Origin of the sequence: Faecalibacterium sp. Marseille-Q3530 (assembly GCF_017377625.1) — a bacterium.
Classification (GTDB): domain Bacteria; phylum Bacillota; class Clostridia; order Oscillospirales; family Ruminococcaceae; genus Faecalibacterium; species Faecalibacterium prausnitzii_E.
Genome location: NZ_JAFREH010000011.1, coordinates 1 through 12,042, shown reverse-complemented (window position 1 = coordinate 12,042; position 12,042 = coordinate 1). Strand labels below are relative to the sequence as shown.

The window sequence follows — 12,042 nt, the reverse complement described above, 5'->3', positions numbered from 1 at the left end:
ATGGTATTATCCTACCCGATTTCACCGTTCTTTTCAAGCAGATTTTGTGAACATTCCGCCGCAGACCGCTCAGGCCCGGACATCGCATCTGCGCAGCAGAAAATGCGCCAGCAGAAAGAACACCGCCAGCCACCCCAGACAGCTGGCTGCAAACAGCCCGTAGCTGCCAGCCAAAGCATCCGCACTTTTGTTGGAGTTCATACCCAGCTGCATCAGAGAATAGGGCCACAACAGCCCATGACCCTTGGAGCTGATAAAGATGCCGGTAATGCCGCCCAGCAGCCCCAGAAAAATGGGCACGGCAAAGCTGCGGATGACCATGGCCAGCACCAGCTGCGCGGCAATGACGGCCAGTGCGCCCAGCAACCCCCGCAGCAGAAAAAGTGGCAGCCGAACCGGCGGCCAGCCGGGCAGATGGGCAAATACCTTGCCGCAGAACACAAACAGCGCGAACACAAAACCGTGGGTCAGAAGCGCCAGCTTTGTCACCACCGCAAACTTTGCGGCAAACAGGTCCAGCGGCGGTACAGGGCTTGCCATGATCAGGTTCCAGTTGTGCCCCAGATGTTCCAGCCGCCACAAGTAGGCAGCATAGGTGGCTACCATGGCAGGGAAGAAGAGCATGGAATAAAACAGGGTGTGCTGGGTCCACAGGCTATACCAGCCGTCGGTGAGGATCTCAAGATTTTGCAGATAATTGAACGTGCCATAGGTGGCCGAAAGAATGGGCAGCACAAAGAACATGGCCCAGATGGGGGATGCGTGGAGTTTGCGGTTCTCCGCAAAAATGCAGCGTTTCAGCATGGTTTTATACCTCCTCGTCCTGTACCTTGCGCCACGCAAGGGCAAACAGCACAGCGCCCAGCGCAAGGGTGAAGGCCAACAGTCCCCAGTTGAAGGGGCGGGTGCCGTAGGTGACGGTGTGGGTAGCCTTGTCCCAGTTCGCCACTTCGTAGGCGCTCAGAGGGATGTAGTACCCAAAGGGTACAAAGTAACTGGCAAGCGGCGGCATAAAAGCAGAGAACAGACCCACCAGCGCCCCTACGATGCCCACGCAGAGCGCCGGCAGGGGGTTGCCCACCCACAGCATCAGCAGAAATTCGCCAAAGAAGAGCATTGCGTCCACAGCCAGCGTACAGACGAACAGATAGACCAGCTGCCCAGTGGGAAAGGCTTCGGTATAACCATGGACACGCCCCAGTACCGGAACACAGGCCAGTTCCAGCACCGTGACCAACAGCACCTCCAGCACTCCAAAGACCGCTTTGCCTGCAAACAGACTGCGGCGGCTCTGCAGGGTGTAGAGCAGCTTGGCGGTGTTGCCTTTGATCTCCATATCCCACAGCCGGGAGGCCAGAACTGCCATCATCACCGGCATCAGAATGGCCTCAATGACGGGCAGGCTGTAAAGCAGGGCGCTATAACCGTTGGCAAGCTCCTCCGGGTCTGCCGGGGCAAGGCCGCCCACCCACAGAACGACAATGCCGGGGATGAACAGACAGAGAGCAAGGTCGTGCCGACGGTGGGCTTTTTGCAGTTCTACACGGAAAGCTGCCATCTTACGCCACCTCCCCGCTGTTCTGGGTCAGGCTGAGGAAGATATCCTCAAGGCTCTTTGTCTGGGCCGTCAGCCCCACGACACCTGCCCCGCGTTCGGCAAGGGCGCAGACCAGTGCCGCCAGCGCGGCATCGTCCTGCGGCGGCAGCAGAACGACGTCCGGCTCCTCCGTCCGGGCTGCTGCCTGCATCCCCTGCTCGTTCAGCACGGCAAGGGCCTTTGACACATCCAGCACCCGCAGCAGAATGCCGCCCCGGCTGTGTTTTTGCAGCTGCTGCAAAGAACCCTCGAACAGCAGTTTGCCGTGGTTCAGGATGCCCACCTGATCCACCATCTGCTCGATCTCGCCCAGCAGGTGGCTGGAGATCAGCACGGTGGCTCCGGTGGTCTGCGGCATGGAAGCAATCAGACTGCGCATCTCCTGAATGCCCGCCGGGTCCAGACCGTTGGTGGGCTCATCTAAAATCAGCAGTTTGGGGCTGCCCAGCAGCGCCATGGCGATGCCCAGCCGCTGCTTCATGCCAAGGGAATATTGCCCCACCTTCCGGTCAGCGTCTTTGGTCAGGTGTACGATGTCCAGCACCCGGTCGATGTCCCGACGCTCCACCTCCTTCAGGTCGGCCACGATGGCCAGATTCTCCCGCGCCGTCAGGTGGAGATAGCCGGACGGTGATTCGATCAGACTTCCGGTCTGCCGCAGCAGGGCAATGCGGCTCGATTCGTTCAGGGTGTGCCCCAGCAGCTCCACACTGCCGCCGGTGGGGTGCACAAGCCCCAGCAGCATCTTCATGGTGGTGGATTTGCCCGCACCGTTGGGGCCTAAAAAGCCGTAGACACAGCCCTCCGGGACGATCAGGTTCAAATGATCCACCACCGGGTGACCATGGTAGCTTTTGCAAAGGTCGTGCGTCTCGATCACAGATTTCATGCTATCCGCTCCTTTTCGTGTTTCCTGTTGTTCGGAACACGTTCAGGATACACCCGCTGCCTTAATCCACCCGGAAGCCGAGCTTAATTTGGCCTTAAATTTTCGGCAAAGCGCTGCTCTGCCGGGCCATTTGTGGTATAGTGAAGAAAAACGCACAAAGGAACACGAACGCTATGACTTCCATCTATGATGCCGAACTTCTTCTGGTGGACGACAACCCGGACCTGCTCCGCCTGCTCTGCGAACAGCTGAGCGGGGCCGGGTATCACCACATCCGCACCGCAGCCACCTGTGCCGCTGCGCGGGCTGCCTTCGACGCCGCACCGCCCCACTTGATGGTGCTGGACATCAACCTGCCGGACGGCGACGGTTTTTCGCTGTTCCGGGCACTGCGGGCAAAAGCGGACGTCCCGGCATTGTTCCTCTCTGCACGGGATGCCGATGCAGACCGGCTGTTCGGGCTGGGCCTTGGCGCAGACGATTATCTGACCAAACCTTTCCTCATGCAGGAGCTTCTTTTGCGGGTACAGCACATTTTGCAGCGGGTCTACCGCACCGAGCTGGCGCGGGGCGCTTCACAGCAGCTGACACTGGGGGACCGTATCGTCCAGCTCAACGATGCGCTGGTCCAGCTTCCGGACGGTCCCGCCCTCCCCCTGACCGCCACTGAACTGGCTCTGCTGCGCAAGCTGGCCGAGAATCGGGGCCACATCGTGACCTATGACGCCCTGTGCGAAGCCGTCTGGGGCGCGGATTACTACGGCTGTGAAAACAGTTTGAACGTCCACATCCGCCACCTGCGCGAAAAGCTGGAGCCCCTGCCCGGCAGGCCGCAGTTTCTGCGCACCGTGCGGGGCATCGGCTACAAACTGGCCGGGGAGGTACGCTCATGAAAACCTTTTCGCGCCTTTTCCGGCGGTATCTGCTGGCGGCGGTGGGCATCGTGCTGCTGATGTTCGTGCTGGGCACCAGCTTTTTGGGCTGGGTGCTCTGGCGGGAAGGGCAGCGCCCCCAGCGGGAATACTCTTACAGCAACATTGCCGATTCCATGGTGCAGACCGCCGACGGCCTTGCCTTCGGCCCGCAGCACACCCCCGAAGAATGGATGGACGGCTACTCCTGGGCCATGGTGCTGGACGCCGACGGCCGGGTGATCTGGAGCTATGCACTGCCCTGGACGCTCGACCGCCGCTACACCTCCAGCGATGTGGCCCGGTTCTCGCGCTGGTATCTGGACGACTACCCGGTCTTCTGCTGGACGGAGGACTACGGGCTGTTCGTGGCCGGTACGGAGCCGGGCAGCATGTGGAAGTACACAGCCTACGCCTCGCCGGGGATGCTGACCGACGTTGCCGGGTTCCTCCTCCCCTGCCTGCTTGGGATGCTGGCGGCCGGACTGGCCGTCTGCTTTCTGCTCAGCTGGCGGGGTGCCAGAGAACTGCTGGCCCTTGCCCGGCGGGACAATGCCCGCACCCAGTGGATCGCGGGCGTCAGCCACGATGTGCGCACCCCGCTGGCGCTGATCTTAGGCTGGGCCGAGCAACTGGAGCAGGATGCAGCCCTGCCCGCCCCGGCACGGCAGAAAGCCGGTGGCATCCGCACCCAGAGCGAGCGGCTGCGCACCCTCATCGACGATCTGAACCTGACCAGCAAGCTCCAATATGGAGCCCAGCCCCTCCGGCGGGAGCTGCTGACCGTCGGCCCGTTGCTGCGGCAGCTGGTGGCCCAGTTCTGCGACAGCCCCCTGGCCGACCAGTGCGACCTCTCGCTGACCCAGACCCTCGATGCCGAACAGGCCCAAATCTCTGCAGACCCTGCCCTTCTGGGGCGGCTGGTGGAAAACCTGCTCAGCAACAGCGTCCGGCACAACCCGCAGCCGGTGACCGTCTGCCTGTGTGCCGAGGTCCGCAGCCGTCAGCTCTGCCTGACCTTCACCGACGACGGCGTCGGCTACCCGCCCGCCGTGCTGGCCGCACTCAAAGAGCCGGAATCCTCTGAGGATGCTCCCCACATCCTCGGCCTGCATGTCGTGGAGCAGATCGCCGCCGCCCACGGCGGAACTGCCGTATTCGAACAGAGCCACCCCCATGGAGCCAGAGCGATCATCCGCCTCCCGCTGGGGGAGCTGACGCGAAGCACCTGAGAGGGCCATACCTCACCGTTTCAGCTTTTCTTCGATCTTCTCCTTCTCCAGCCCCTCGCCAATGACGATGAGCACCTCCTGCCCATTGGGAATGCCCGCAGCGGTCAGGCCGTCGGCGGTGGCGTTCAGCTCCACCCAGCCGCCTGCTTCCCGCACGAAGCCCTTCACCCGCAGCACATGGCCGCAGGTGGGGTCGGTGAACAGCGACGGGATGTTCCGTTCCAGCTGCTCCCGCGGCAGGCCCAATTCCAGAAAATAGGCCGAACCAAAGGCCCTGTGCTCGTCAAAATGCAGCTTTTCGCAGCTGGCCTGCCGATAGCCGCAGCGGTCGAGGGCCGCGAAGTCGGCATCCGTCAGGTCGACCCAGTCTTTGGTCAGAAACTCGCCGGGCTGGAAGCTCCGGCTGCACTTGCAGGCGGTCAGTGCACGGCGCAGATGTTCCTGTGCGGCCTGCATGTCCGCAGCGTCGGCCAGCTGGCTCCGGCTGAACACCACCCTCCCTGCGTTAGCCGCCTCGGACGCCAGGATATAATCGGCCTGCGCCGAGAGGGTCTCCGGCAGCAGCGCATCCACGATGGCGATGACATTGCCCAGCTGATACCACCGGTCCAGCGGGTCGTCCCGCAGGACATCGAAGAACTCATCCACGTCAAAAATGCCGCTCGGCTCCACGAGCACCCGGTCAAAGCCGCGCATCGCCATGGAGATGAGCTTGGTGCGCATCCGGCGCTGGTGGGTGTCGCAGTCGCACCCGCCGCTGATCGTCTCGATCTCGCAGTGGTCGCCCAGAAGGTCCTGCACCAGCATGGCGTCCACGTTCACGGCGCCGAAGTCATTTTCCAGAATGCAGACATTGTGCCCCTGTGCCACCAGATATGCCGCGTACCGGCGCAGAAATGTGGTCTTTCCGGCTCCCAGAAAGCCGGTGATGAGATCTACCTGTACCATCGTTGTCCCCTCCGCTGTTTTGATTTCAGGGTCAGTATACTATAACCGGCAAAAACAAGCAAGGGGAAGGCGTTGTGCCTTCCCCTTGTCTGGTCCTTATAGAAACTCTACGCTTCCATCCTCGATGTGGTACATACCGATTCAGCGGCCCACCGAATCGCGGCCAAAAAAAGACGCCGGTGCAGCGCACTGCATCAGCGTCCGGAGGATCATTTTCTCTTATGCGTGGTTGAAGCCCTTGCCGAAGACCTCGGTGGTGCTCAGCATGGACATGAAGGCGTTCAGATGCTCTTTGTGGATGAACTCCTGCAGCTGGTCGGCCTCGTGGCGGGTGAGGGTGGTGTAGATGATGTAGTGGGGCTTATCGGTGTAGGCACCGAAGCAGGGCGTATAGGTCGCGCCGCGCATCAGCTTGCGCATGACGAAATCGCAGATGGGTTTCTTTTCATCACAGACGATGAGGATGGCCTTGCACATCTTGATCTTTTCCAGCACGGCGTCGATGACCAGCGACTTGACCGTCAGGCCCACGAAGGAATAGAGCGCCGTGTACAGGTCGAAGACGAAGCAGGCTGCGATGACCATGAACAGGTCTGTGATGAACAGTGCGACCGCGATGCTGTGGATGTGGGTGTATTTTTCCACGATGAGGGCGATGATGTCGGTGCCGCCGGACGATGCGCCCACATTGAACAGCAGTGCCGAGGCGATGGCCGGCAGCGCAATGGCGAAGAGCAGGTCCAGCATGGGCTGGTCGGACAGCGGGCCGCTGAGGGGGCAAAGCTTTTCAAAAACCATCAGCTCCACCGACATCACAAAGGTCGCATAGCCCGTGGTCATGGCGAACTCTTTGCCCAGAAAGATGAGGCCCACCACCAGCAGCACAAGGTTCGCCGCCGAGGAGAAAGCCGAGGCCGACATCGGGGTCAGCTTGGCCACCAGAGCCGCCGTACCGGTCACGCCGCCAAAGACGAAGTTGTTGGGGAACTTGAAGAAGTACACGCCCACCGACATGATGGAGATGCTCAGTGTGATGAGGACGTACTGCTTGACGTACTTCATCACCTTTTCCCGCTGGGTCATTTCCGCAGATGTTTCCATAAACTCTCTTTTCCTTTTTCCTAATCAACCAAACAGTTTTTTCGTATTGTGGATATAGACCGACAGCACCAGCCCAACGCAGATATACAGCATCATCACCGAGCTGCCGCCCGCCGAATAGAACGGCAGGGTGACGCCGATGACGGGCAGGACGCGCAGGTTCATCCCCACATTGACCGCGATCTGGGCCATGAGCGCCCCGCCGATGCCGGCGCAGATGAAGGTGCCCAGCAGATCTTCGCTGCGGGCACCGGTCAGAAAGGTCTTGATGACGATGGCGAACAGCACCCCCAGCACCACGCAGCAGCCCACAAAGCCGGTCACGTTGCCGATCCAGCTGAAGATGAAGTCGTTGTGGGCGTTGGGCACACTGTAATAACCGCCGCCAAAGAGGCCGTTGCCGAAGATGCCGCCGCTGCCCAGCGCGATCTCACCGCGCTGCTGCTGGTAGATGATGTTCTTCCAGATGGCCTCGCTGGGGGCCCAGCCGGTCTTGTTCTCCGGGTCCAGCACAGCCAGGATGCGGTACCACTGGTAGCCCTTGCCGATCTTATCGCTGAAAAAGGCAAAGGCTGCCGCCATCGCCATGCCCGCTGCCGCCAGCGCCCCGATGATATACTTCCAGCTCAGGCCCGCCGCAAACATCATGCTACACCCGATGATGGCATAGATGATGGCTGTGCCGTCGTCGCCCTGCACATGGATGATGAGGATGGGGACGGCCAGATGCAGCAGCAGCTTGCCCAGCTCCTTCGGCTCGTTGATGCGCCCCCGCACATTGTTCAGGTGCATCGCAAAGGTCAGGATGAAGCTGATCTTGGCCAGCTCCGTGGGCTGCAGGGTGAAGCCGCCCAGCTTGTACCAGGAGTAGTTGTCGGTGTCGCCCGCATTGTAGCCAATGGTCAGCGGGCCGACGGTCACGTTCCGGATGAACAGCGTCGGCAGCACCAGACCCCAGGTCAGGGCTACATGCACCGGCCACACCTTGACGAGGCTGCGGTAGTCGACATTGGACAGCAGCAGCGCCACCACGATGCCGATGAGGGCCGAAACGCCCTGCACCAGCGCGCGGCGGTAGTCGCCGATGCCGGTGATCTGGCCCGTAAGCCCATCCACGGCAAATCCATTGCCCTGCTTCGCCGCCCAGGACGACAGCGCCACGCAGGCCATCACGCTGCTGAAAATGCACAGCAGCAGGTACACTTTATCCGTTCGTTTGAAATATCGTTGAATGCTCTCCAAAGAAGCACCGCCCTTTCGTGTTCCAGCAGGGGGAGCTTTTTTCCGCTGCTCCCCCATTTTAGTGTATTATACAGCAATGCGTGATTCTGCGCAAGACGGGGTGTATTTTTCACAGATTTTTCGTGCGGCTGTGACAGCTTTGCAAAATCCTGCCGACCGGCCTTGACAAAGCGGAACAGACCCTCTACAATGGACGTGGAAGCCCTGCCGACCGGCAGGCCCTCTGGAGGACTTTTTGCATGAAAGCACCCGTTCAACGATTTTTATCTGCGCTCTGCGCATTGAGCTTTTTGCTCGCTGCCCTCTTCCCCACTGCCGCACTGGCAGCCGGTGCGGACGACCTGGCCGTTTCCAACACCCTGACCCGCGAGGATGCGGCCCAGATGCAGGAGGCGGACAGCGCCGTTGCGGCCCTGACGGACAGCGGCGATTTTGCTGCGCTCTCCCGCGCCGAGCGCTTTGCCGCCGCACAGGCCCAGCTCCAGCAGCTGGCGGAACAGGGCCTTATTTCGGTGCGTTCGATCTACATAGACGAAGCGAACGGCATGGTCAGCTTCTCCTACAGCTGCGGTGTGCAGGGCGGCATCCTCGTGGATGACCCGGAGGAGGAAAACGCTGCTGTGACCCTCTCCCAGACGCCCTCGGTCGATTTGCAGGAGATGTCCAATGCCCCCCGCGGAAATCTTGGTTCGGCCATGATCTACTATGCCTTCGACAACACGGTCAACAGCTCCCGCTATCCTTATTATTCCTATATGAAGGGCTTCTGGACGGCCATGGGGCTGAACACCCGCATCGACACGATGGTCACAGTGGCAGACCTGCGCCGGATGGACCGGTACGACCTGTGCATCCTGAGCGCCCATGGTGCCTACTACACCTACGCGCGCGGCCTGTTCCGGCAGCTGCGCACCGAACCGGTCATCCTGCTGACGGAGGAATCCAGCATGACGCGGGACCTCTTCTACGGCTTTGACCTGCTGACCCACCGGGTCATCAAGATCAACGGCCGGTACTGCGTCACAGCGGGCTTCTTCAAGAATGCCTACCGCTTCGGCCAGCTGAAGGACACCCTCGTCTACTCCGAGACCTGCGAGTTCCTGGGTGTGGACGACAGCATCGACCTCTCGATGGCAAACGCCCTGCTGGCAGGCGGAGCCTCCGCTGTGGTGGGCTATGTCAACAATGTCTACACCGTTTACTCCCGCAGTATGCTGTGGGACACGGTCAACTACCTCATCCTGGGGCAGAGCATCGGGCAGGCCGTAGCACACGCGCAGGCGACCTATGGCACAGACGACCTCGTCTGGTACACCGCGCAGGGCGGCAAGCGCCCCCATGCGGCGGCGGCCTACACCATGCTGCTGGGCGATGCCGATGCAGCCCTGCCCATCGTCGAAGAGCCTGCCGACGAGACGCCCGTGCAGCAGGCCGCGTAAGCGTTGCACTTTGAGGCGATTTATAGTATACTGGGGGATGGCAGAAATCTGCCATCCTCTTTTTCAACCCCCTCAGTCCTGCCTTCGGTCCGCCGGGGCGGATTGAGCCTCCAGATGGGAGTGCATCTTATGTCTCAATTCATCACGACTTCGCGGGAGGAGACCGTGGCACTGGGCAGGCGGCTTGCCGCTGCCCTGCCGGACGGCTCCCTCATCGCGTTTACCGGCGGTCTCGGCGCAGGCAAGACCGCTTTCTGCGAGGGCCTGGCCGAGGGCCTTGGCTGCACCGACCCGGTCAGCAGCCCCACCTTTGCCATCGTGAACTATTACCGCGGCCCGCGCCCGTTCGCACATTTTGACCTCTACCGCATCTCCACCGAGAACGACCTGTGCGCGGCCGGGTTCTACGATTATCTGGATCAGGGGGCCATCGTCGCCGCCGAGTGGAGCGAGAACTTCGCCGACCTGCTGGCGCTGGAAGACCCGATCCGCATCCACATCGAGCGGCTGGACGATACCACCCGCCGCATCACCATCGAGGGGGTCGAACTATGAACATTTTAGCCGTGGACACCGCCGGAAAGACCGTCGGCGTGGCCCTGATGCAGGGCGACCGCCTGCTGTATGAGTGCTATCTGGATGCCGGGATGACCCACAGCGAGACGCTGATGCCCCTCATCGACGGCTGCCTCCGGCTCTGCGGCCTGACCTGCAAGGACATCGACCTGTTCGGCGTCAATGCCGGCCCCGGCAGCTTCACCGGCCTGCGCATCGGGCTGGCTGCGGTCAAGGGCCTTGCCTTCCCGCGCGAAACGCTCTGCGCCCCGGTCTCGACGCTGGAAGCGCTGGCCGCAGCCCACACCGGCGAGGGCACCGTGCTCTGCGCACTGGATGCCCGCCGCGCACAGGTATACAGCGCCGCGTTCGACCTGGCCACCCACGCACGGCTGCTGGACGACGACGCCCGCGCCGTGGCTGACCTTGCCCAATTTGTAGAAAATTGCAAAAAGCCCCTGTTTTTTGTTGGTGATGGCGCATCTCTGTGCTATAATAAATACAGCAATGTTCCGGGTGTGCTCTGTGTGCCGCCTGCCCTGCGAGGCGGGCGGGCCGCAGCCGTTGCGCTGGTGGCAAAGCAGATGGCCGAGCGGGGCGAAGCCGTCCTGCCCGAAGCCCTTCTGCCGGATTACCACCGGCTGAGCCAGGCCGAGCGGGAACGCGCCGAGCGCCTTGCCGCCGAAGCCGCCCAGAACGTCAAAACGGATAATGGAAAGGACTAAGACCATGGCAAAACCCATTGCTCTCGCCGCTGACCACGGCGGATTTGAACTGAAAGAAGCCGTCAAGGCTCATCTGGACGAGCTGGGGCTGGAGTACATCGACTTCGGCACCCACAGCACCGCCAGCGTAGATTATCCCGATATGGCTCTGCCCGCCTGCGACGCCGTCGTGAGCGGCCAGTGCAGCAAGGCCCTGCTGTTCTGCGGCACCGGTGTCGGCATCAGCATGGCCGCCAACAAGGTCAAGGGCATCCGCGCCTGCTGCTGCTCCGACAGCTTCAGCTGTGAGTACACCCGCCGCCACAACGATGCCAATGCCCTGTGCATGGGCGGCCGCGTCGTCGGCCCCGGCCTGGCCTGCCAGCTGGTGGACCTGTTCCTGAACACCCCGTTCGAGGGCGGCCGCCACGCCAACCGCATCGCCAAGCTGATGGCGATCGAGAATCGGTAACCTGTCCGTTCGACCTCTCCGTCATCGCTGGCGAGCCGAAGGCGAGCCTGAGAGGTTTTATCCAATAAAAAAGGAGCGTTTATTATGACCCCTATGATCGTTGAGCATCCCCTGCTGCAGCACAAGATCAGCCTGCTTCGCAACAAGCAGACCGGCACCAAGGAGTTCCGTGACCTCGTTGGCGAGATCGCGACCCTGCTGTGCTACGAAGCCACCCGTGACCTGCCTCTGGAAGAGGTCGAGATCGAGACGCCCATCACCATGGCAAAGACCAAGGTCCTGGCTGGCCGCAAGCTGGCTCTGGTGCCCATCCTGCGCGCAGGCATGGGTATGCTGGACGGTATGCTGACCCTGCTGCCCGCCGCAAAGGTCGGCTTCATCGGCCTGTACCGCGACGAGACCACCCTGCAGCCCGTGGAGTACTTCTGCAAGCTGCCCCAGGATATCGCCGAGCGCGACGTCCTGGTCCTGGACCCGATGCTGGCCACCGGTGGCAGCGCCATCGACGCCATCAGCCAGATCAAGAAGCACGGCGCAAAGCGGATCAAGTTCATCGGCCTGATCGCTGCTCCGGAAGGCATTGAGGCCCTGCACAAGGCACACCCCGATGTCGATATCTATCTGGGTGCCAAGGATGACCACCTGAATGAGAACGGTTACATCGTGCCCGGCCTGGGTGACGCAGGCGACCGTATCTACGGCACCAAGTAATCTCAACCGAACGAAAAATGGCTGTGCAGCCCGGCTGCACAGCCATTTTTTGTTTGCTTATCTGCCGCGGCCACCGCCGCCGCCATGGAACGAGCCGCCGCCTGCGTGGAAGCTCCCGCCGCCAAAACTGCCGCCGGAGCGTCCGCCGCCCATGCCGCCGCCAAAGGAACCTCCGCCGAAGCCGCCGCCCCCACGGGGAGGACGCGGCCCGCCGCGCGGCGGGCCGCGTCCTCCCCGTGGG

General features: G+C 61.8%; 13 protein-coding genes and 1 pseudogene. 7 read left to right on the top strand and 7 right to left on the bottom strand.

The genetic code is table 11. From position 1 onward, the window contains the following. Window positions 1-69 precede the first annotated feature (69 nt). From J3350_RS09770 to J3350_RS09760, 3 genes are read right to left on the bottom strand one after another with little or no spacing between them, the layout of a single operon-like run. Complete coding sequence (locus J3350_RS09770) at window positions 70-804, bottom strand: ABC transporter permease (RefSeq protein ID WP_207686481.1); 735 nt, start codon at window positions 802-804, stop codon at window positions 70-72. 4 nt (window positions 805-808) lie between these two features. Continuing rightward, on the bottom strand, window positions 809-1,558 hold the full coding sequence (locus J3350_RS09765; protein WP_207686480.1) for an ABC transporter permease: 750 nt from the start codon (window positions 1,556-1,558) through the stop codon (window positions 809-811). A gap of 1 nt (window position 1,559) precedes the next feature. Further along, window positions 1,560-2,486, bottom strand: a complete 927-nt coding sequence (locus tag J3350_RS09760; protein ID WP_207686479.1) for an ABC transporter ATP-binding protein — start codon at window positions 2,484-2,486, stop codon at window positions 1,560-1,562. 173 nt (window positions 2,487-2,659) lie between these two features. On the opposite strand from J3350_RS09760, the gene J3350_RS09755 reads away from it, so the two are divergent. Both J3350_RS09755 and J3350_RS09750 read left to right on the top strand, forming a co-directional pair. Continuing rightward, window positions 2,660-3,379, top strand: coding sequence for a response regulator transcription factor (locus J3350_RS09755; protein ID WP_207686478.1), 720 nt, complete (start codon window positions 2,660-2,662; stop codon window positions 3,377-3,379). Next, entirely contained in the window at window positions 3,376-4,629 is a 1,254-nt protein-coding gene (locus J3350_RS09750) for a sensor histidine kinase KdpD (RefSeq protein WP_207686477.1), read from the top strand. The genes J3350_RS09755 and J3350_RS09750 overlap by 4 nt, the downstream gene beginning before the upstream one ends. 12 nt (window positions 4,630-4,641) lie before the next feature. Here J3350_RS09750 and J3350_RS09745 read toward each other — a convergent pair whose 3' ends face one another. From J3350_RS09745 to J3350_RS09735, 3 genes are all read right to left on the bottom strand, one after another. Then, window positions 4,642-5,577, bottom strand: a complete 936-nt coding sequence (locus J3350_RS09745) for a GTP-binding protein (RefSeq protein WP_207686476.1) — start codon at window positions 5,575-5,577, stop codon at window positions 4,642-4,644. Between the two features lie 219 nt (window positions 5,578-5,796). Further along, window positions 5,797-6,678, bottom strand: coding sequence for a YitT family protein (locus tag J3350_RS09740; protein WP_179859481.1), 882 nt, complete (start codon window positions 6,676-6,678; stop codon window positions 5,797-5,799). 24 nt (window positions 6,679-6,702) lie between these two features. Beyond that, the gene (locus tag J3350_RS09735; RefSeq protein ID WP_242700240.1) at window positions 6,703-7,920 is read right to left on the bottom strand and encodes an FtsW/RodA/SpoVE family cell cycle protein; all 1,218 of its coding nucleotides are present in this window, start codon (window positions 7,918-7,920) and stop codon (window positions 6,703-6,705) included. A gap of 239 nt (window positions 7,921-8,159) precedes the next feature. On the opposite strand from J3350_RS09735, the gene J3350_RS09730 reads away from it, so the two are divergent. From J3350_RS09730 to upp, 5 genes are all read left to right on the top strand, one after another. Then, window positions 8,160-9,359, top strand: coding sequence for a C25 family cysteine peptidase (locus J3350_RS09730; protein ID WP_207686475.1), 1,200 nt, complete (start codon window positions 8,160-8,162; stop codon window positions 9,357-9,359). Between the two features lie 129 nt (window positions 9,360-9,488). Beyond that, on the top strand, window positions 9,489-9,914 hold the full coding sequence (tsaE, locus tag J3350_RS09725) for a tRNA (adenosine(37)-N6)-threonylcarbamoyltransferase complex ATPase subunit type 1 TsaE (protein ID WP_097791987.1): 426 nt from the start codon (window positions 9,489-9,491) through the stop codon (window positions 9,912-9,914). Further along, entirely contained in the window at window positions 9,911-10,639 is a 729-nt protein-coding gene (gene tsaB, locus J3350_RS09720; protein ID WP_097791988.1) for a tRNA (adenosine(37)-N6)-threonylcarbamoyltransferase complex dimerization subunit type 1 TsaB, read from the top strand. The genes tsaE and tsaB overlap by 4 nt, the downstream gene beginning before the upstream one ends. 4 nt (window positions 10,640-10,643) lie before the next feature. Beyond that, the gene (rpiB, locus tag J3350_RS09715; protein ID WP_097791989.1) at window positions 10,644-11,090 is read left to right on the top strand and encodes a ribose 5-phosphate isomerase B; all 447 of its coding nucleotides are present in this window, start codon (window positions 10,644-10,646) and stop codon (window positions 11,088-11,090) included. A gap of 84 nt (window positions 11,091-11,174) precedes the next feature. Then, on the top strand, window positions 11,175-11,801 hold the full coding sequence (gene upp, locus J3350_RS09710; protein ID WP_097791990.1) for a uracil phosphoribosyltransferase: 627 nt from the start codon (window positions 11,175-11,177) through the stop codon (window positions 11,799-11,801). Window positions 11,802-11,803: 2 nt separating this feature from the next. Here upp and J3350_RS09705 read toward each other — a convergent pair. Further along, window positions 11,804-12,042 (bottom strand): annotated as a pseudogene (locus J3350_RS09705) (hypothetical protein); the annotation flags it as partial.